General features: G+C 37.3%; 19 protein-coding genes and 1 riboswitch. Of the genes, 14 read left to right on the top strand and 5 right to left on the bottom strand.

The window, feature by feature from the left end; all coding sequences use genetic code 11:
* Window positions 1-15: 15 nt before the first annotated feature.
* Both HMPREF2984_RS03460 and HMPREF2984_RS03455 read right to left on the bottom strand, forming a co-directional pair.
* Window positions 16-624, bottom strand: a complete 609-nt coding sequence (locus tag HMPREF2984_RS03460; RefSeq protein WP_003042854.1) for an NADPH-dependent FMN reductase — start codon at window positions 622-624, stop codon at window positions 16-18.
* A 19-nt stretch (window positions 625-643) separates the two neighbouring features.
* Window positions 644-1,573: an FAD:protein FMN transferase gene (locus HMPREF2984_RS03455; RefSeq protein ID WP_306806813.1), complete on the bottom strand. Its 930-nt coding sequence runs from the start codon at window positions 1,571-1,573 to the stop codon at window positions 644-646.
* A gap of 284 nt (window positions 1,574-1,857) precedes the next feature.
* On the opposite strand from HMPREF2984_RS03455, the gene nox reads away from it, so the two are divergent.
* A complete protein-coding gene (nox, locus tag HMPREF2984_RS03450; protein WP_003042972.1) occupies window positions 1,858-3,231 on the top strand; it encodes a H2O-forming NADH oxidase in 1,374 nt (457 codons plus the stop codon).
* A gap of 296 nt (window positions 3,232-3,527) precedes the next feature.
* Here nox and HMPREF2984_RS03445 read toward each other — a convergent pair whose 3' ends face one another.
* Together HMPREF2984_RS03445 and HMPREF2984_RS03440 are read right to left on the bottom strand one after the other, a co-directional pair.
* Window positions 3,528-4,838 carry a sensor histidine kinase gene (locus HMPREF2984_RS03445; protein ID WP_070670498.1) on the bottom strand — a complete coding sequence of 437 codons (1,311 nt, stop codon included), beginning with the start codon at window positions 4,836-4,838 and terminating at the stop codon, window positions 3,528-3,530.
* On the bottom strand, window positions 4,839-5,528 hold the full coding sequence (locus HMPREF2984_RS03440) for a response regulator transcription factor (protein ID WP_003024592.1): 690 nt from the start codon (window positions 5,526-5,528) through the stop codon (window positions 4,839-4,841).
* A 171-nt stretch (window positions 5,529-5,699) separates the two neighbouring features.
* Between HMPREF2984_RS03440 and HMPREF2984_RS03435 the strand changes: the two genes are divergently transcribed.
* The 8 genes from HMPREF2984_RS03435 to HMPREF2984_RS03400 all read left to right on the top strand — a co-directional run bounded on the left by HMPREF2984_RS03435 (window position 5,700) and on the right by HMPREF2984_RS03400 (window position 14,516).
* Entirely contained in the window at window positions 5,700-6,608 is a 909-nt protein-coding gene (locus HMPREF2984_RS03435) for an ABC transporter ATP-binding protein (RefSeq protein WP_059220735.1), read from the top strand.
* Window positions 6,608-7,348 (top strand): ABC transporter permease, encoded by a 741-nt coding sequence (locus HMPREF2984_RS03430; RefSeq protein WP_003024586.1) that lies wholly within the window; start codon window positions 6,608-6,610, stop codon window positions 7,346-7,348. The genes HMPREF2984_RS03435 and HMPREF2984_RS03430 overlap by 1 nt, the downstream gene beginning before the upstream one ends.
* Window positions 7,345-8,073 carry an ABC transporter permease gene (locus tag HMPREF2984_RS03425; protein WP_003024584.1) on the top strand — a complete coding sequence of 243 codons (729 nt, stop codon included), beginning with the start codon at window positions 7,345-7,347 and terminating at the stop codon, window positions 8,071-8,073. Before HMPREF2984_RS03430 ends, HMPREF2984_RS03425 begins: the two co-directional genes overlap by 4 nt.
* A gap of 227 nt (window positions 8,074-8,300) precedes the next feature.
* The gene (locus tag HMPREF2984_RS03420; RefSeq protein WP_070670495.1) at window positions 8,301-9,857 is read left to right on the top strand and encodes a ClC family H(+)/Cl(-) exchange transporter; all 1,557 of its coding nucleotides are present in this window, start codon (window positions 8,301-8,303) and stop codon (window positions 9,855-9,857) included.
* Between the two features lie 194 nt (window positions 9,858-10,051).
* Complete coding sequence (guaC, locus tag HMPREF2984_RS03415; RefSeq protein ID WP_003029743.1) at window positions 10,052-11,035, top strand: GMP reductase; 984 nt, start codon at window positions 10,052-10,054, stop codon at window positions 11,033-11,035.
* A riboswitch (purine riboswitch) is annotated at window positions 11,031-11,126 on the top strand. (Overlaps the previous gene by 5 nt.)
* A gap of 100 nt (window positions 11,127-11,226) precedes the next feature.
* A complete protein-coding gene (locus HMPREF2984_RS03410; RefSeq protein WP_003042438.1) occupies window positions 11,227-11,808 on the top strand; it encodes a xanthine phosphoribosyltransferase in 582 nt (193 codons plus the stop codon).
* The gene (locus tag HMPREF2984_RS03405) at window positions 11,808-13,073 is read left to right on the top strand and encodes a nucleobase:cation symporter-2 family protein (protein ID WP_003042613.1); all 1,266 of its coding nucleotides are present in this window, start codon (window positions 11,808-11,810) and stop codon (window positions 13,071-13,073) included. Before HMPREF2984_RS03410 ends, HMPREF2984_RS03405 begins: the two co-directional genes overlap by 1 nt.
* Window positions 13,074-13,172: 99 nt before the next feature.
* The gene (locus HMPREF2984_RS03400) at window positions 13,173-14,516 is read left to right on the top strand and encodes an MATE family efflux transporter (RefSeq protein WP_003042723.1); all 1,344 of its coding nucleotides are present in this window, start codon (window positions 13,173-13,175) and stop codon (window positions 14,514-14,516) included.
* Window positions 14,517-14,589: 73 nt separating this feature from the next.
* On the opposite strand, the gene HMPREF2984_RS03395 is transcribed toward HMPREF2984_RS03400, so the two are convergent.
* Window positions 14,590-14,790 carry a 4-oxalocrotonate tautomerase gene (locus HMPREF2984_RS03395; RefSeq protein ID WP_224785091.1) on the bottom strand — a complete coding sequence of 67 codons (201 nt, stop codon included), beginning with the start codon at window positions 14,788-14,790 and terminating at the stop codon, window positions 14,590-14,592.
* 103 nt (window positions 14,791-14,893) lie between these two features.
* On the opposite strand from HMPREF2984_RS03395, the gene HMPREF2984_RS03390 reads away from it, so the two are divergent.
* From HMPREF2984_RS03390 to glyA, 5 genes are read left to right on the top strand one after another with little or no spacing between them, the layout of a single operon-like run.
* Window positions 14,894-15,478, top strand: a complete 585-nt coding sequence (locus tag HMPREF2984_RS03390; protein WP_037567302.1) for a thymidine kinase — start codon at window positions 14,894-14,896, stop codon at window positions 15,476-15,478.
* A gap of 18 nt (window positions 15,479-15,496) precedes the next feature.
* A complete protein-coding gene (prfA, locus tag HMPREF2984_RS03385; RefSeq protein ID WP_003042323.1) occupies window positions 15,497-16,576 on the top strand; it encodes a peptide chain release factor 1 in 1,080 nt (359 codons plus the stop codon).
* Window positions 16,576-17,406 (top strand): peptide chain release factor N(5)-glutamine methyltransferase, encoded by an 831-nt coding sequence (gene prmC, locus HMPREF2984_RS03380; RefSeq protein WP_059220738.1) that lies wholly within the window; start codon window positions 16,576-16,578, stop codon window positions 17,404-17,406. The genes prfA and prmC overlap by 1 nt, the downstream gene beginning before the upstream one ends.
* Window positions 17,399-17,989, top strand: a complete 591-nt coding sequence (locus HMPREF2984_RS03375; RefSeq protein WP_059220740.1) for an L-threonylcarbamoyladenylate synthase — start codon at window positions 17,399-17,401, stop codon at window positions 17,987-17,989. Before prmC ends, HMPREF2984_RS03375 begins: the two co-directional genes overlap by 8 nt.
* A gap of 49 nt (window positions 17,990-18,038) precedes the next feature.
* A complete protein-coding gene (glyA, locus tag HMPREF2984_RS03370) occupies window positions 18,039-19,295 on the top strand; it encodes a serine hydroxymethyltransferase (RefSeq protein WP_059220742.1) in 1,257 nt (418 codons plus the stop codon).

Below are 19,295 nucleotides of genomic sequence, written 5' to 3'. Positions count from 1 at the left end.
GTCATTCTCCTTTACTTACAAGTTTTCCCAGTCAAAGTTTTCAGCTTCTTTGTGCAATAATTCCTGCGCGCTGGATAGCTTCTCGGTAATTTTCACAAAAAGGCGGAAATCATCAAAAAGTGCATCTAATTTTTGGATAATTTCAAGGTCAATAAGATTGCCATCTTTATCAAATGCTTGCAGAGAGTGTGACAGCAAAAACTCAGATCCGGGCATGACGGAAGCTTTTAACTCAGGGGCATCCAAAATCTGGCGAAGCTGTAACTGTGCACGAGACGAACCCAAGGTCCCAAAGGAAGCGCCTGTAATCATCACGGGTTTATTGAGCATTGGATAAATACCGTAAGATAACCAAGCCAGAGCACTCATGAGTGAAGCTGGGATAGAGTGGTCGTACTCGGGCGTTCCTATAATGACCCCGTCAGCGGCTTCTATTTTTTCAGCAATTTCCGTTACAATAGCTGGAAGTTTTTTGTCTGCGGGTTTATTGAAAATGGGAATGTCTTTGATTTCCACCAGTTCAATTTCTGCTTTATCCGCAAAATGTTTTTGCATATATTGTAATAGTTGGCGATTGGTGGAACGTTTTGAATTTGTACCAACTAAACCGATGAGTTTTAACATAATTATTTCCTTTCCGATATTAAAATAGCAGTTCTGGCTTTAAACCAGAAGAATAGAATAATTGACCATCTTTTGTAATCCCTAACGCTTCAATCTGTTCTTCTTTTTCAACTTGTTCTAGAATAGACGATGGGCTTTCACCAAATAATCGTGTTGTCCAAATTTCACCATCTACAGAGCGATTAGACACAATCGTTAAACTAGCGACATTTGTCTCCACAGGATAGCCTGTCTTGCTATCAAGAATATGGTGATAGGAATGTCCTTGTTTTTCAAGGGTTCGCTCATAAATTCCTGAAGTCACAACGGATTGATTCACGATAGGAAGAATGGCGAGGTTATTTCCGCGTGTTAATTTTGGATGCTGAATCCCAATCCGCCAAGGACGCTTGGAAACTTGGTTGATTCCTAGTGTTAATACATTCCCGCCTAGATTGATGAGAGCAGAAGTCACGCCTTTATTTTTTAAGAACTCCATCACTTTATCAGCAATATAGCCTTTTGCAAGTGCTCCAAGATCAATTTTCATTCCTTCTTTTGCCAAAAAAACACTAGAAGAAGTAGAATCGAGTTTAATAAAAGTAGGTTCTATTAAAGAAAGGCAATATTTGATTTCTTCCGGCTGAGGCACTTTAGCGTCTGAAAAACCAATTCGCCATGTTTGTACAAGTGGTCCGATAGTAATATTTAAGTGACTATTTTGAGCTAAACTATGCTGTTTTCCTAGCTCAATTAGCTCAAACAAATCAGGATGCACCTGAACCCATTGCTTTCCAGCTTGATGATTGATTTTCATCAACTCCGAAGCATCATCATTTGCACTAAAGCGTTTCTCATACAGAAAAAGTAGCTGAATAACTTCGTCAAGTAGCAAACCTGCTTGCGGATGCAGAATTGAAATCGTAATCGTCGTTCCCATTAAGTGAATGGAACGAGAGCTGAAGTCCACCATATCACATCCTTTCTACAAATAAAAAATACATACCTATTATAACAGATAGATAACGTTTTCACAAACTTTTTTATAATTTTCTGACAATTTCAACAAAGCTGTCTGTCTACAAGATGAGATAAAAACTACATTGATATTAGAAATGAAAGCATTCATGAAAAGTTCTCTTAAATTGATAGAAAATGTAATATTTTTCAGTTTTATGAGCAAATATATTGTAAACGCTAACACGTAATGTTATAATGTTTTAGTAAATTAAAAATTAAGGTAGGAATTGCTCTATGAGTAAAATTGTTGTTATCGGTGCCAACCATGCTGGTACAGCTTGTATCAATACGATGTTAGACAACTTCGGAAATGAAAACGAAGTTGTGGTATTTGACCAAAATTCGAACATTTCTTTTTTAGGATGTGGAATGGCGCTTTGGATTGGTAAGCAAATTGACGGTCCAGAAGGATTGTTCTATTCAGATAAGGAAAAACTTGAAGCAAAAGGTGCTAAAGTTTACATGGAAAGCCCTGTTTTATCAGTTGATTATGATAAAAAAGAAGTGACCGCACTTGTAAACGGTCAAGAACATCTTGAATCTTATGACAAATTGATTTTTGCGACTGGTTCACAACCAATCATTCCGCCGATTAAAGGTGTTGAAATTGTAGAAGGGAATCGCGAATTTAAAGCGACTCTGGAAAACGTTCAATTTGTAAAATTATATCAAAACTCGGCTGAAGTGATTGAAAAACTGAAAAACAATAAAGGAATCAATCGAGTTGCTGTTGTTGGAGCCGGCTACATTGGTGTTGAACTCGCAGAAGCTTTTGAACGCCTTGGAAAAGAAGTAATCTTGATTGACGTTGCAGATACTTGTCTTGCTGGTTACTACGATCGTGAATTATCTGACTTGATGAGTAAAAACTTAGCAGATCACGGCATTAAACTTGCCTACGGTCAAACTGTGCAAGCAGTTGAAGGCGAAGGCAAAGTTGAACGTATTGTAACAGATAAAGAAACGTTTGACGTAGATATGGTCATTATGGCTGTTGGCTTCCGACCAAACACAGCTCTCGGCGCTGGCAAGATTGAACTTTTCCGTAATGGTGCATTCCTTGTTGATAAGAAACAAGAAACAAGCATCCCAGGAGTTTATGCGGTTGGTGACTGTGCGACGATTTATGACAACGCCCTTGATGAAATGAGTTATATTGCACTTGCTTCAAATGCGGTTCGTTCAGGTATTGTTGGAGCTTACAACGCAACTGGTCATGTATTAGAAGGCATTGGTGTGCAAGGCTCAAACGGTATCAACATCTACGACCTTAAAATGGTTTCAACTGGCTTGACATTGGAAAAAGCAAAATCTGCTGGCTACAATGCGGTTGAAACTGGCTTTAACGACCTTCAAAAGCCAGAATTTATCAAACACGATAACCATGAAGTAGCCATTCGTATCGTTTTTGATAAAGATACACGTGTCATCCTTGGAGCACAACTGGCTTCACACGAAGATATTTCAATGGGCATTCATCTCTTCTCACTTGCAATCCAAGAAAAAGTGACCATTGATAAACTAGCTTTGACAGATATTTTCTTCCTGCCACACTTTAATAAACCTTATAACTACATTACAATGGCAGCATTGACGGCTGAAAAATAAAGATAAGATATTGAGTTTATAAAGCGTTTTTAGTGTAATTCGTATATAGTTGTTGACAAAACATTTTAACAGTAAAAGAGTGCAACTTTATTTGTTCACTCTTTTTTTGCGTATAACAGAAAAATTTTTGATAAATAGAATAGTATTGCTACTTATTTATCAAAAATTTACGATGATTAGACGAAAGAATACTTTGCCCCAAAAATAGCATTTAGAAATATTTAGAAGATAAATAATGTGTTGCGATGCTCCAAATGGTTAGTTTTCTGAGTGTAAGCTTGTTCTTAGGTAGGTCATCAGTCCTTTACTAAAGGTAAAGAAATGATGACTTTTAAGCCTGGCTGATTGTCTAAAAAAACAATTTCACCTTGATGTAATTTAATAATTTGTTTAGTGATAACCGTTCCCATACCATGTGATTCATAATTAGTCGATTTTTGATTTAGCTCAGTAATTTTTTGAGCTGTAATATCTCCTTGATCCGCAATGATGATGAGCACTTTATTATCAGATAATTGATAAGTCAGATCAATCTGGTTAGAACCGCTGTGTATGATACTATTAAGCAAGAGATTTCTAAAAGCTCTTTCTAGTAAAGTTACCTCTCCTTTTACCAACACTGCCTCGGTAGGCAAATCAAAATGAAGTGTAATTGTTTCATAATTATTCAATATATCGGCAATTACTGTTCGTAGGACTGCAACCAAATCAAGACTCGAAAATTCGGAGTGATGCTTTTGATTATCCAATAAGTAGCTCATATTGAGATTAGAAATCATTTCTTTCATACTTTGAATCTGATTGTCAATTTCCTCCGTCTGCTTTCCTTTACCATATTGCTGCTCTAGCTGACTGTTATAACCTGATATGAGCATAAGAGGATTGCGTAAATCATGACTGACCCCTCTAATCCATTGCTCTTTCATCGTGTTGCTTTCTTCCAAAATATGAGATGTTTCATTAAGGGCTGTCTTAATTTCTGAGAAATTTCCCTTTTCATTAAGAGCAATATTTTGACCCTGAGACAAAGAAGTGACAGCAGTAATAATCGGATCCATTTCCTTTTTAATGCGTAGCTTTGATCGGCTCAAAAGAATAAAAATAAGTAAAAGAATAATACCCAAGAAAACAAGTCCCAAACTGAGAAAATTCCTAATAAATTGTGTATTAGCATAGAAATTAAATTTTGCTAAGGAATGCTTTTTAGGATAGCCCAAAACTAAAATTTGCTGACCTCGTACATAGGAGAAAACAGGGTAATCTTCTAAATACCAACGTGAAAATTTAACCATATCAGCATTGGTATAATGTCTTTTGAGCTGTTGAGGTAAATGATAAGATTGGACAATATTGCCATCTTGATTCAGTACCATAGCCCAAGTATTTTGTTTATCCATTTCAATTTTGCTGCTTTTATCAAAATTAAAATTATTCTGTTGACTCGATTGAGCGATTTTAGTGTAAAGTAGTTCCGGTTTTTCCTTTCCATAGAAACTAAAATAGGATGAGAAAACCAAACCATAAACAAAAACAAGTCCTATGATTAAAGCCAAGAGTAATAGAACATACCTGGTTAATAACTTAGTAAAAAATTTAACGGTATCCATTTAATTCACCTTTAGTTTGTAACCCAAACCTTTAACCGTTATTAAGCTTTCTGGTTTAGATGGATTGGCTTCGATCTTTTGTCGAATCTTACGAATATGAGCCATTAGGGTATTATCATAGCCTTGGTATTGTAAGCCCCAGACTTTTTCTAAGAGTTGGTCAAAAGTAACAATGCGATTCTTATTATCATATAAGACCTTAAGAATACTGTATTCCTTAGCTGTCAGCTGAATCTCTAGTTTTCCTTTGGTAATCAAGGCTTGGCTAAAATGCACCTGGCAAGCAGGCAAAACAAGGGTATCTTCCTTTTCGGGATAGGCTCTTTTTAAGATGGAAAGAATACGCAACTCCAAATCTCTTGGGCGGAAAGGCTTGATAATATAGTCATCTGCCCCTAACTCAAAGCCCTGATATTGTTTTTCTATATCGGAGATTGCCGACAAAAACAAAACAGGAACCGTTGAAGTCTTACGGATACCTTTTAAAACTTCAAATCCTGATCCTTCAGGCAGCATAATGTCTAAAATAACTAAATCAAAAGATTTTTCTTCAAATTGCTCCAAAGCTTCTTTTTGTGATTGTACACTTGTTAGATTGCTAAAACCAGCAATGTTCAATGATTCTTGCACCATTTCTAAAATTTCTGGGTTATCGTCTAAAATTAAGATCTTCTTTTCTTTATAATTCATACTATTACCTCAATAAGACTAGTATAACACATTGCTTCCTTGGTCAAGGACTTTAAAGTAAAAATTAAGGAAGAATTAAGGTAATGAATAGGTTAAAATAAAGGAGTTTCATTATAATAAAAATAGCGAAAGGATATAACATCACTCTAAGATTTTTAAAGGAGAAAACAAATGAACAATTATATCGTTGAAACCAACCAATTAAGTAAGGATTTTTCAGGTGAAGTAGCCGTTAATCAGCTCTCTATTCATATTAGAAAAAATGAAATTTATGGTTTTTTAGGACCAAATGGTGCTGGTAAGAGCACTGCTATGAAAATGCTTTTGGGATTGTTGCAACCAACCCATGGTTCCATTAAGCTCTTTGGCAAAACCTTTAATAGCAATCAAATATCACTCCTCTCAAATGTAGGTTCCCTTATTGAGGAGCCCTCTTACTATGCTAATTTGACCGGCTATGAAAATCTTGAAATTATCCAAAAATTACTTAAATTACCAAAAAGAAATATTGATGAAGTCTTAAAGATTGTCAAACTTTTCGATCAAAAAGACAAGCTAGTTAAAAACTATTCACTAGGCATGAAACAACGTCTAGGAATTGCGCTAGCCATTGTTAAATTTCCTAAATTACTGATTCTGGATGAGCCAACTAATGGTTTAGATCCTGCTGGTATTCAAGAAATTCGTGAGCTCATCAAGTCATTACCACAAAAATACGATATGACTATCATCGTTTCTAGCCATATTCTTTCAGAAATTGAACAGATGGCTACGACTGTCGGTATTATTAATCATGGTCAATTACTTTTTGAAGGTCACCTATCTGACCTTAAAGAAGATGAAAAATATCTGTTTGAGACCAGTGATGATGTAACTGCTAAAAGAATACTAATGTTCAATGGTTTTAATTTGGATGATGACAAAAAATTGATTGTCAACGATAACGATAAAGTTAATATAGCCACTGCTATTCGACTCTTAGTTGAAAATGATGTTGATATTTATCAAGTTCGTATGATTCGTCGATCGCTGGAAGATGTTTTCCTTGATATGACAGGACGGGAAGGAAGTGTTTTGTAATGCTAAATTTACAATTAGAATTTATCAAATTAAAAAGACGTTCTTTCTTGCTATCTTTGATTGCTATTGTAGCAGTGGGCTTGATTTGGAGTGGCGTTGTTATCAAATATGAATTACCTAAAACGCATGAGGCCTATAATGCCATTTATACCATGACTTACTTGAATGATTGTATTTTGCCACTTTTCATTGCAGTTTTAGCGTCTAGACTACTGGAATTGGAACATCTAGGCAAAACTTTTAAACTCTTGCAAACCAGTAACGAAAGTCCTTGGCAACTTTTTAAGGCTAAATTGACTGTGATGGCTATTTTTGCCTTTGTTGTCAGTTTGATTCAAACGCTTTTTCTGAAATTTATTATTCAAGGCATGCAGGTCAGTGTGACACCTGTTTCATTGAGTCTCTTTTTGTTCACAACTTTTTTGGTTTGTCTCTTTCTGTCTTGTTTACATCTTTGCTTAGCTTTTATCTATCCAAAGCCAAGTGTGACAGTGGTAACAGGCTTAATTGGTTCCTTCCTGTCATTTGTAGGTATCGGTGCGTTACCATTTCCTATTCGTATTTTCATTCCTTGGCAATATTTCTCTATGATGGGAATCGCTAAACGGGTGGCTGGAACTAACACTTATCTTTTTCAATATGATAATGCTTATCCCTTTAAATTAGTCACATTATTGCTTATCATTTTTTTAAGCATCTTTGTCAGTAAAAAACTCATTGGAAAGGCGGATCTATTATGATTATTTTTGAATTTAAAAAAATCAAAAAAAGTGCTATTCCGATAACGCTAATCTTCTTTAACCTTGTTGGGTCCTTATTGGGAGCAATGATTTACGCTCTCAATCGAAAGGTGCTCCTAGATGGTACACAAGCTCGCGTCCTTTGGGGACAAACAGTTTTCTATTCCTCGCAGATATTTACTCCTATTCTGATCGGGATTATCTGTTCCATCAGTTGTCAATTCGAGGAAAGTAATAAAAACTGGCAGCGCTTATTAAGTATTCCGGTTAAAGCCAATCGTATCATTTTATCAAAAATCACCAGCTTATCACTAGTCATGGCTATTAGTCAACTGATAGTTCTTCTCTTTTATATTATCAGCGCTTTGGTTTTGAAGGTACCTTTTGCAAATTATCTACTGGACTTTTTGCTTTGGTCTATCACAGGTTGGATAGCAACCATTACTATTGTCACCATTCAAATTTTTCTTAGTATTCGCTTAAAAAATTTCGCAGTGCCTATTCTTATATCAGCTATTTTGGCTATAGCAGGGCTTATGACCCTATTTATTGGACAAGGTCTTTTTAGCATTTTCCCTTATGCTCAGATTGCTGTTGGTGATCGAGCTCGTTCTTTAGTCCCTTTTACCTTATCTGAATTTATCCTTTTCTTAGTTGTCAATGGTGCTTATATTTTTGTCTTCTATACCTTAGCAGTTAGACAGCTTAAAAAGAGATTTATTTAATCTCATTTATAGTAAAAAACAAGAAGAAAGCGAAGATTTATCGTAATTGTTATACAATTAATGATCAGCAAATAAATAGTGTAGAGATTTAATAAGGATATTATCATAAACCAGTTTCGCATGAAGCTGGTTTGATTTTTTCTCTAGACTTCATTTTCTAAAATAATTTCTATAAGCAATAAGAAAAATTATGCTAAAATAGAAGGAGAACATATTGGGAGGTAATGATGTCTGTTCAGACAGAAAAGAGAACATCAAATACCAAGAAAGAATTTGCGTTTACATCTAGCTCGATTATTCTGCAAGTTTCAAGAGGAATTTTAGTCGGGATTATCGTGGGTGCAATTGTTGGTTCTTTTCGTTTTTTGATTGAAAAGGGATTTTATATCATTCAATATTTCTATCAGCAAGGTCATGATAGTATGATTTGGTTTGCTTTTATTTTGTTATTTTATGCTTGCGTGATTTGGATTAGTGCAAAATTAACGCTTTCAGAAAAGAATATTAAAGGTTCTGGAATTCCGCAAGTGGAAGCAGAGCTGAAAGGACTGATGAGCTTGTCATGGTGGAGTGTCCTCTGGAAAAAGTATATTCTAGGTGTTTTAGCCATTGCAAGTGGCTTAATGTTAGGACGTGAAGGTCCAAGTATCCAGCTGGGAGCAATGGGTGGAAAAGGAATTGCCAAACATCTTCATTTAAGCCCTGTGGAAGAGCGTTCTTTGATTGCTAGTGGAGCGGCAGCAGGGCTGGCAGCAGCTTTTAATGCTCCGATTGCGGGTTTACTGTTTGTTATTGAGGAAGTCTATCATCATTTTTCGCGTTTCTTTTGGGTCTCGTCTTTGGCGGCAAGTTTAACGGCGAATTTTGTTTCGCTTATAATTTTTGGAATGACCCCTGTATTAAATATGCCAGATAATATTCCTCTGATGGGGCTAGGGCAATACTGGCTTTATTTGTTGTTAGGAATTTTTCTTGGTTTTTCAGGATTTTTATATGAAAAAGTTGTTCTAGCTATGCCTCGTATTTATGATATGATTGGTGAAATGTTGCATCTTTCTCCGCAATATTATCCTATTATAGCCTTTATTTTCATTTTACCAGTAGGATATTTCCTTCCACAGCTTTTAGGCGGTGGCAATCAACTGGTTCTCTCTTTAACCAGTCAACATTATCTGCTATTAACATTAGTGATGTTTTTTGTTATTCGCTTTATCTGGAGTATGATTAGTTATGGTAGTGGGCTTCCTGGTGGTGTTTTTCTCCCCATTTTAGCTCTCGGCTCTCTTTTAGGGGCAATTGCTGGTGTCGTTTGTGTGCGATTAGGCTTTGCAACTCAAGAGCAATTTCCCATTTTTATTATTTTAGGTATGAGTGGCTACTTTGGTGCCATTTCAAAGGCTCCGCTAACTGGCATCATTTTGGTGACTGAGATGGTTGGTGATATACGAAACCTCATGCCTCTTGGTCTAGTGACTTTAGTGGCATACGTTGTAATGGATTTACTGGGTGGAGCACCTGTGTATGAGGCTATGCTAGAGCGATTGCTTCCAGATAGCATGGCAGATGATAGTGAGACAACGCTTATCGAAATTCCTGTTTCTGAGAAAATAGCCGGCAAGCAAGTGCACGAATTAGAACTACCAAAAGATATTCTAATTACCATGCAACATCACAATGGAAGAAATCAAACAGTGAATGGTAGCACGCGCCTTTATCTGGGAGATATGATTTATGTAGTCTTGAAAAAATCAGATATTGGACGCATTAAAGATTTGCTATTGTAAAAGAGGGAAACCTCTTTTTTAGAACCTAAAAGAACAATCTATAATTTCCGAACGATAAAAAATATTATACGTCATTATATTGTGATTTCTGTACCTTATGTTATAATACTAAAGGAAACGTCAGGAAAGACGTAGCGATGTGAAAGCATAGGTAGGTCATTTTTGCATACAATTTACTATTTAAGGAGAGTGACATGCTGAACGAATTTCCTATTTTTGATTATGAAGACATTCAATTGATTCCTAATAAATGTATCCTCAAAAGTCGGTCAGAAGCTGATACGACAGTTACTTTTGGAAATCACACCTTCAAACTTCCTGTTGTTCCAGCTAATATGCAAACAATTCTGGATGAAGATGTAGCAGAAAAATTGGCGAAAAGTGGCTATTTCTACATCATGCACCGTTTTGACGAATCTGACCGTATTCCTTTCATCAAGCGCATGCATGAGCAAGGACTGATTGCTTCCATTTCGGTTGGTGTGAAAGATTATGAATATAATTTCGTTAGCCAGTTGAAAGAAGATGCACCAGAATATATCACGATTGATATTGCGCATGGACATTCAGATAGTGTGATTGATATGATTCAGCACATCAAAAAAGAACTCCCTGATACTTTCGTGATCGCAGGAAATGTCGGGACACCAGAAGCTGTTCGTGAGCTGGAAAACGCTGGAGCAGATGCAACAAAAGTTGGCATTGGACCAGGAAAAGTTTGTATCACAAAAGTAAAAACTGGCTTTGGTACAGGAGGTTGGCAATTAGCTGCTCTTCGTTGGTGTGCAAAAGCTGCACGCAAACCGATTATTGCGGACGGTGGCATTCGTACGCACGGCGACATTGCCAAATCCATTCGCTTTGGTGCTACTATGGTGATGATTGGTTCCCTATTTGCAGGTCATATCGAAAGCCCAGGTCAAACGGTCGAAGTAGATGGTGAACAATTTAAAGAGTATTATGGTTCAGCTTCAGAGTACCAAAAGGGTGCTTATAAGAATGTGGAAGGAAAGAAAATTCTTTTACCAGTTAAAGGACATTTAGCTGACACTTTAGTTGAAATGGAGCAGGACTTGCAAAGTGCTATTTCCTATGCCGGCGGAAGAGATTTAGCTGGTCTTAAGCACGTAGATTACGTCATTGTGAAAAATTCCATTTGGAATGGTGACGCTCATTAACAATAAAATAATTACTTATTTATATTACGAATTTGGCGTAATGTTTCTACAAGGCACCTAATGTCTAACAATAAGTAAGTCTTCAACTTTCCTGCTATGTTTTTTAGCAAGGAATTTTGTATTCAGTTGGTTAACCAATTGTTTTAGGCTTGCTTTTGGCAAGTCTTTTGTTTTTTCTAAAAGGAGATTTTATGAAATTATTAGAAGAATGCATCCTAAAAGACGGAAATGTTTTAGGAGAAAATATTTTAAAAGTGGATTCATTTCTGACTCACCAAGTCGATTTCAACTTGATGAAAGAAATTGGTAAAGTGTTTGCAACATATTTTCGCTCGGCTGGTATTACAAAAGTTGTGACAATTGAAGCATCTGGCATCGCACCTGCTATTTATACAGCAGAAGCATTGGGCGTTCCAATGATTTTTGCGAAAAAGTCAAAAAACATCACTATGACGGAAGGTATTTTAACGACCGAGGTCTATTCTTTTACCAAACAAGTGACAAGTACGGTCTCAATTGCAGGGAAATTTTTAAATCATTATGATAAAGTACTTATTGTCGATGATTTTCTAGCAAATGGGCAAGCAGCTAAAGGGCTGGTTAATATCATTGAACAATCAGGTGCCCATGTGGAAGCGATTGGCATTGTGATTGAAAAATCATTCCAAGAAGGAAGAAAGTTACTAGAAGAAGATAAGCGAAAAGTCGTTTCTTTGGCTCGTATTCAAAAATTTGAAAATGGAAAAGTTGTATTTATGGAGGCTGATGCATAATGGAACTGAAAGAAGAAAAACATTCACAGGCGGCTGTCTTAGGTTTGCAGCACTTATTAGCAATGTACTCAGGGTCAATCCTTGTACCCATTATGATTGCTGGTGCGCTAGGTTATTCGAGCCAACAGCTGACCTATCTCATCTCTACAGATATTTTTATGTGTGGTGTGGCAACATTTTTGCAATTGCAACTCAATAAATATTTCGGAATTGGCTTGCCAGTCGTACTTGGCGTTGCTTTTCAATCGGTTGCACCTCTGATTATGATTGGTCAAAAACATGGAAGTGGAGCTATGTTTGGAGCGCTCATCATTTCCGGTATCTACGTTCTTTTGATTGCAGGAATTTTTTCTAAAATTGCTAATTTCTTCCCACCGATTGTGACGGGCTCAGTCATTACAACCATTGGTTTGACACTTATTCCTGTTGCGATTGGCAATATGGGAAATAATAGTGAAAAGCCCACTGCACAAAGTTTGCTGTTAGCTACTGTCACGATTTTGATTATACTGTTAGTAAATATCTTTGCGAAAGGCTTTCTTAAATCCATTTCCATTCTGATTGGCTTAATTATTGGAACGATTATTGCTAGCTTTATGGGCTTAGTAGATTTTGCGCCAGTAACTCAAGCCCCTCTTGTACATGTTCCAACACCGTTTTATTTTGGAATACCTAAGTTTGAACTTTCATCCATCATCATGATGTGTATTATTGCAACAGTTTCTTTGGTAGAATCAACAGGTGTTTATTTTGCACTTTCAGATATTACAAACGAAAAGTTAGACAGCATTCGTCTGCGAAATGGTTATCGTGCAGAAGGACTTGCAGTGCTTCTTGGCGGTATTTTTAACACTTTCCCTTATACAGGATTTTCACAAAATGTTGGTTTAGTCAAACTTTCTGGAATTAAAACACGTCTACCAATCTATTATGCAGCAGGATTCTTAGTCTTGTTAGGATTATTACCAAAATTCGGAGCTTTGGCACAAATTATTCCAAGTCCTGTACTCGGTGGTGCCATGCTTGTCATGTTTGGTTTTGTTTCTGTTCAGGGAATGCAAATGCTAGCACGAGTTGATTTTGAACACAATGAGCACCATTTCTTGATTGCCGCTGTATCTATTTCCGCAGGAGTCGGCCTAAATGGAAGCAATCTTTTTAACAGCCTACCAACTGGCTTGCAAATGTTTTTCTCAAACGGGATTGTTATGGCGAGTGTCATTGCGATTGTATTGAATCTTATTTTAAATCGTGAGAAGAAATAGAGTTTGAAAAGAGGCTGGGAGGATTTCCTCCTAGCTTTTTTGACTATTCTGAGTGCTTATAGTATAGTTAAGAGAGAAGGAATAATTTTAGGAGATTTTATGTACCAAGCTCGCAATTTAAAAGAACGAATGACCCTATTTATCTCGATTTTTTTGCCAATTTTGATTTATCAACTGGCTAATTTTTCGGCCTCTTTTGTGGACACAACCATGACAGGGCAATACCATACTTTGCATTTAGCGGGAGTGTCAATGGCGACTAGCTTATGGAGTCCGTTTTTTACTTTTTTGACTGGTATTGTCTCAGCCTTGGTTCCGATTATTGGACACCATCTGGGACGAAAACAAGAAGAAAAAATCGCTTCTGATTTTTATCAGTTTATTTATTTATCTCTCGTTTTGTCTCTTCTCTTGTTTGGACTCGTTTTTTTAGGTGCACCGCTTGTTTTGTCCAATATTGGCTTAGAACCACTAGTAGCAGAAGTCTCTATACATTATCTCTGGTATTTGGCACTTGGAATTATCCCCTTGCTTTTATTTAGTGTTGTACGCTCTTTATTAGACGCATTAGGATTGACAAGATTATCCATGTACCTTATGTTGCTCTTACTACCGTTGAATGCCAGCTTTAATTACATTTTAATTTATGGGGCATTTAGTTTCCCAGAAATGGGCGGAGCAGGAGCGGGGCTGGGGACTTCGTTGGCTTACTGGGTGCTGTTAATCCTTTCGGTAGTAGTTGCCAAAAGACATCCTAGAATTAAAAAATATCAATTATGGAAAATTCGACCTTTGGACAAAGAAGGATTGCAGGAAGGGATTCGTCTCGGTTTTCCTATTGGTGGGACTGTCTTTGCAGAAGTTGTGATATTTTCAGTCGTAGGTTTGCTCATGGCTAAGTTTTCTTCGTTAATCATTGCCAGTCACCAGTCGGCTATCAGCTTTTCCAATCTTATGTATGCTTTTCCTATGAGCATTTCTAATGCTATGGCGATTATCGTTTCTTACGAAATTGGCGCAAAGCGTCTAGACTATGTCAGAAAATATTGTGTTTTGGGAAGATTAACTGCGCTTGGGTTCGCTGTTTTCACGCTGACATTTTTATATCTTTTCCGTTATCAAGTCGCTTCATTATATGGAACGAACAAAGAATTCATTCGTCTGACATCGGTTTTCTTAACTTACAGTTTATTTTTTCAATTAGCAGATACTTTCGCAGCACCACTTCAAGGGATTTTACGCGGATACAAGGATACAAAAGTTCCATTTTATTTAGGCTTGATTGGCTATTGGGGGGTGTCGCTACCAGTTGGATTACTATTGGATCACACGACAAATTTAGGCCCCTTCGCTTATTGGATTGGTTTAATTTCTAGTCTGGTTGTTAGTGGCATTTTATACCAACTTCGTCTTAATCATATTCAAAAAAAGAAATTAGCTTAAATGTTGCATCTACATCATTTATCATTCTGAATTAAAAAAGAATCTCAGATTTTTATCCAAGATTCTTTTTTTGTTATTTTGTACGCATTTCACCTTGTGGGAAATAAGTCCCTTCTGGCATGTCGTTGATGATGACATGAACAGCAGATTGTGGCGCGCCAGTATTTTTTACGACAGCGGCAGTAACTTCTTTTGCAAGAGCTTTCTTTTGTTCTAACGTGCGTCCTTCAAATAAATCAATTCTGACAAATGGCATAGTGTTTCTCCTTTTTATCTTTGATATTTTTATTTTATCATAAATTAGGTTTTAAAGCGTGTCAGAATATGGTAAAATAAGAAGTATTAAAAATTGGAGAATTTGGAACGAATTAAAGAAAATGGCTCAGTTGTATTATAAATATGGCACGATGAATTCGGGCAAAACAATCGAAATTTTAAAAGTAGCACACAACTACGAAGAACAGGGCAAAGGTGTTGTCATTATGACGAGCGCCCTTGATACACGTGACGGTTTCGGCGTTGTTTCTAGTCGTATCGGAATGAAGCGAAAAGCAATTGCAATAGCAGAAGATACTGATATTTTCCGCTTTATTCAAGAAATGCCCGAAAAACCTTATTGTGTATTGATTGATGAAGCGCAGTTTCTATCTCGTCATCATGTCTATGATTTGGCAAGAGTAGTTGATGAATTAAATGTACCAGTTATGGCTTTTGGTTTGAAAAATGATTTTCGCAATGAGTTATTTGAAGGCTCGAAATATCTCCTGCTTCTAGCAGATAAAATTGATGAGATTAAAACGATTTGTCAATTTTGCTCCAAAAAAGCAACCATGGTATTAAGAACAACGAATGGTAAGCCGGTCTATGAAGGGGAGCAGATTCAAATCGGTGGGAATGAAACCTATATTCCTGTCTGTCGGAAGCATTATTTTAAGCCAGAAATTGACGAAATGAAGAGTTAAGGAGAAGTGTAGCAAACGATGAATATTTATGAACAACTACAAGCCGTTGAAGATCGTTACGAAGAGCTGGGGGAACTTCTGAGTGACCCAGATGTTGTTAGTGACACCAAGCGTTTTATGGAATTGTCCAAAGAAGAAGCAAGTACACGCGATATGGTAGCAACTTATCGTGAATATAAAAGGGTGCTCCAAAACATCACAGACGCTGAAGAAATGATTAAAGACGCTTCAGGCGATGTTGATTTGGAAGAAATGGCAAAGCAAGAGCTCAAAGATGCAAAAGCTGAAAAAGAAGAATACGAGGAAAAATTAAAAATCCTTCTTTTACCAAAAGATCCAAATGATGATAAAAACATCATCTTAGAAATCCGTGGTGCAGCAGGAGGTGATGAAGCCTCGCTCTTTGCCGGTGATCTTCTGACAATGTATCAAAAATACGCTGAATCGCAAGGTTGGAAATTCGAGGTTATGGAAGCTTCTATGAATGGAGTCGGTGGCTTCAAAGAAGTAGTAGCGATGGTTTCTGGTCAATCCGTGTATTCCAAATTAAAATACGAATCAGGTGCTCATCGCGTACAACGTGTCCCAGTAACAGAAAGTCAAGGACGAGTTCACACTTCGACAGCCACAGTCTTAGTCATGCCTGAAGTTGAAGAAGTGGAATACGATATTGATCCAAAAGATCTTCGGATTGACATTTATCACGCTTCTGGTGCTGGCGGTCAGAATGTCAACAAAGTTGCAACAGCCGTTCGGATTGTTCACTTGCCGACAAATATCAAGGTTGAAATGCAGGAAGAACGAACCCAGCAAAAAAATCGTGACAAAGCTATGAAGATCATCCGTGCGCGTGTAGCGGATCATTTTGCGCAAATTGCGCAAGACGAGCAAGATGCTGAGCGAAAATCAACTATTGGTACTGGAGATCGCTCAGAGCGAATTCGTACCTATAATTTCCCACAAAATCGTGTGACAGATCACCGTATTGGTTTAACGCTACAAAAGCTAGATACGATTTTAGCTGGAAAATTAGATGAAATCGTGGACGCCTTGGTATTGTATGACCAAACACAAAAACTAGAAGAATTGAATAAATAATGAAATTAGCTCAAATTCTTGCTGAAATGGAAAAACAGCTTGAAGCAATTGGCGAAGAAGCTGAAAGTCTCTCCTTTACTTTTCGAATTTCGAAAAACTTATCTTTTACCCAATTTGTGTTGAAAATGCAGGCAGAAGCAACAGCAGATGATATAGAATTACTGAAAAAGATTCAATCTCAATTATTAGTTCATAGACCTGCCCAATACATTATTGGGAACGCAGAATTTCATGGACATTCGTTCAAAGTAGATGAACGAGTGCTAATTCCCCGACCAGAAACCGAGGAATTGGTCAACCTTATCTTGTCTGAAAATCAAAATAGCAGTCTGAAAGTTTTAGATATTGGAACTGGAAGCGGAGTAATTGCTCTCTCTTTGGCTGCCGAGCGTGCGAATTGGCAGGTCACGGCTTCCGACATTTCCCAAGATGCTCTGGATTTGGCGCAAGAAAATGCAGAAGCAATTGATGTAGCGATTGATTTTGTTCAGTCTGATTGTTTTCAGGCAATTACAGGAAAGTATGATATTATTGTATCCAATCCGCCCTATATTTCAGAGACGGACAGAGAAGAAGTAGGACTAAATGTCCTTGCTTCAGAACCTCATCTTGCTCTTTTTGCTGAAGAAGACGGGTATGCTGTGTATCGAAAAATTGCTGAGAACGCCCAAAAACATTTGACAGAAAAAGGTAAAATCTATCTCGAAATTGGCTACAAACAAGGGGAACATGTAAAAGAACTATTTCAGTCTGCATTTCCAAAAATGAGAATTCGCGTCTTGCAAGATCAATTCGGAAAAGATAGAATGGTAGTGGTAGATAATGGATAAAATTGAGGAAATGCTGAGCAGCGGAGGAGCAGTCGTGCTGCCAACAGAGACTGTATATGGTTTATTTTGTAAGGCACTGGACGAGCAGGCCGTCAGTCATGTCTATGACTTAAAAGGCAGACCTCGCGAAAAGGCTTTGAATTTAAATGTTTCAAGCTTAGAAGAAATTTATCAATTTTCCAAACATCAGCCTCAGTATTTAAAAAAGCTCTATCAAGCCTTTCTACCCGGTCCTTTGACCATTATTTTACAAGCTAATGAACAAGTTCCCATTTGGGTAAATTCAGGTATGAAAACAATTGGTTTTCGTGTCCCTAGTCATCCTAAAACATTGGACTTGATTAGAAAATTTGGACCTCTCATTGGTCCGTCCGCAAATTTATCTGGAAAGAGTAGCGGAGTAAACTTCCAGCAAATTATGACCGATTTCAATCACGAAGTTCTTGGTATAGAAGATGATGCTTTTCTAACAGGACAGGATTCAACTATTTTGGATTTATCTGGTGAAACAGCATATATTCTACGCCAAGGTGCTGTCACTTGCGAAGAAATTCTCGCTAAAATTCCAGAAATTCACTTCTAAACCTTGACTAAATAGGTTTTAGACCCGCTTTAAGAGAAGGGAGACTCTTATGATTTTTGACCATAAAGACTATAAAGAATATGACGCTGAGCTTTGGGAAGCCATTGCTGCAGAAGAAAAACGTCAGCAAAACAATATTGAATTGATTGCTTCAGAAAATGTTGTTTCAAAAGCTGTTATGGCAGCACAAGGTTCTATTTTAACCAATAAATATGCCGAAGGTTATCCAGGCCGTCGCTATTATGGTGGTACGGACGTTGTGGATGTGATTGAAACTTTAGCGATTGAACGTGCTAAAGAAATCTTTGGAGCAAAATTTGCTAATGTTCAACCCCACTCAGGCAGTCAGGCGAATTGTGCGGCTTATATGGCCTTAATTGAGCCAGGCGACACAGTAATGGGAATGGATCTTGCAGCAGGCGGACATTTGACACATGGCGCAGCTGTTAGCTTCTCTGGAAAAACCTATAACTTTGTGCCTTATAATGTCGATCCTGAAACGGAACTTTTAGATTTTGATGCTATTTTGGCGCAGGCTAAAGAAGTCAAACCTAAATTGATTGTTGCAGGTGCTTCTGCCTATTCACATATTATTGATTTTGCTAAATTCCGTGAAATTGCAGATACTGTCGGAGCCAAACTCATGGTAGACATGGCTCATATTGCCGGTTTAGTTGCCGCTGGTTTGCATCCAAGTCCAGTACCGTATGCACATATTACGACAACTACCACTCATAAAACCCTTCGAGGACCTCGTGGTGGCTTAATTTTGACCAATGATGAAGAGTTAGCGAAAAAGATCAATTCCGCAATCTTCCCAGGAATTCAAGGAGGACCGCTAGAGCATGTCGTGGCGGCTAAAGCAGCTGCTTTTAAAGAAGTGTTGGATCCAGATTTCAAAGTTTATGCTCAGCAGATTTTGGATAACGCTAAGGCAATGGTTCAAGTATTCCAACAATATGGGAATTTCCGTGTTATTTCAGGTGGTACGGAGAATCATCTTTTCCTTGTGGATGTGACCAAAGTCGTTGAAAATGGGAAAGTCGCTCAAAACCTTTTGGATGATGTTCATATTACTCTTAATAAAAACTCTATCCCTTATGAAACCTTATCTCCATTTAAAACAAGTGGCATTCGTATTGGAACTGCAGCTATTGCAGCTCGTGGCTTTGGGGTAGCTGAAAGTACTAAAGTAGCAGAATTGATCATCAAGACTTTAGAGAATGCAAACAACGAAGCTGTTTTAGAGCAAGTCCGTGCAGAAGTTAAAGAATTGACCGATGCCTTTCCACTATATGAGGACTGA

The sequence above is a fragment of the Streptococcus sp. HMSC066E07 genome (assembly GCF_001814695.1).
Classification (GTDB): domain Bacteria; phylum Bacillota; class Bacilli; order Lactobacillales; family Streptococcaceae; genus Streptococcus; species Streptococcus hominis.
The sequence above is the reverse complement of the archived record's forward strand: the minus strand, read 5'-3'. Positions and strand labels throughout refer to the sequence as shown.

What these genes read in the sequence shown, in the direction of transcription:
- glyA (WP_059220742.1), top strand. Translation starts at nt 18,039, where the DNA reads ATGATTTTTGACCATAAAGACTATAAAGAATATGACGCTGAGCTTTGG.
- HMPREF2984_RS03425 (WP_003024584.1), top strand. Translation starts at nt 7,345, where the DNA reads ATGATTATTTTTGAATTTAAAAAAATCAAAAAAAGTGCTATTCCGATA.
- HMPREF2984_RS03460 (WP_003042854.1), bottom strand. Translation starts at nt 624, where the DNA reads ATGTTAAAACTCATCGGTTTAGTTGGTACAAATTCAAAACGTTCCACC.
- HMPREF2984_RS03410 (WP_003042438.1), top strand. Translation starts at nt 11,227, where the DNA reads ATGAAATTATTAGAAGAATGCATCCTAAAAGACGGAAATGTTTTAGGA.
- HMPREF2984_RS03375 (WP_059220740.1), top strand. Translation starts at nt 17,399, where the DNA reads ATGGATAAAATTGAGGAAATGCTGAGCAGCGGAGGAGCAGTCGTGCTG.
- HMPREF2984_RS03390 (WP_037567302.1), top strand. Translation starts at nt 14,894, where the DNA reads ATGGCTCAGTTGTATTATAAATATGGCACGATGAATTCGGGCAAAACA.
- nox (WP_003042972.1), top strand. Translation starts at nt 1,858, where the DNA reads ATGAGTAAAATTGTTGTTATCGGTGCCAACCATGCTGGTACAGCTTGT.
- HMPREF2984_RS03435 (WP_059220735.1), top strand. Translation starts at nt 5,700, where the DNA reads ATGAACAATTATATCGTTGAAACCAACCAATTAAGTAAGGATTTTTCA.
- prmC (WP_059220738.1), top strand. Translation starts at nt 16,576, where the DNA reads ATGAAATTAGCTCAAATTCTTGCTGAAATGGAAAAACAGCTTGAAGCA.
- guaC (WP_003029743.1), top strand. Translation starts at nt 10,052, where the DNA reads ATGCTGAACGAATTTCCTATTTTTGATTATGAAGACATTCAATTGATT.
- prfA (WP_003042323.1), top strand. Translation starts at nt 15,497, where the DNA reads ATGAATATTTATGAACAACTACAAGCCGTTGAAGATCGTTACGAAGAG.
- HMPREF2984_RS03445 (WP_070670498.1), bottom strand. Translation starts at nt 4,838, where the DNA reads ATGGATACCGTTAAATTTTTTACTAAGTTATTAACCAGGTATGTTCTA.
- HMPREF2984_RS03440 (WP_003024592.1), bottom strand. Translation starts at nt 5,528, where the DNA reads ATGAATTATAAAGAAAAGAAGATCTTAATTTTAGACGATAACCCAGAA.
- HMPREF2984_RS03430 (WP_003024586.1), top strand. Translation starts at nt 6,608, where the DNA reads ATGCTAAATTTACAATTAGAATTTATCAAATTAAAAAGACGTTCTTTC.
- HMPREF2984_RS03400 (WP_003042723.1), top strand. Translation starts at nt 13,173, where the DNA reads ATGTACCAAGCTCGCAATTTAAAAGAACGAATGACCCTATTTATCTCG.
- HMPREF2984_RS03420 (WP_070670495.1), top strand. Translation starts at nt 8,301, where the DNA reads ATGTCTGTTCAGACAGAAAAGAGAACATCAAATACCAAGAAAGAATTT.
- HMPREF2984_RS03405 (WP_003042613.1), top strand. Translation starts at nt 11,808, where the DNA reads ATGGAACTGAAAGAAGAAAAACATTCACAGGCGGCTGTCTTAGGTTTG.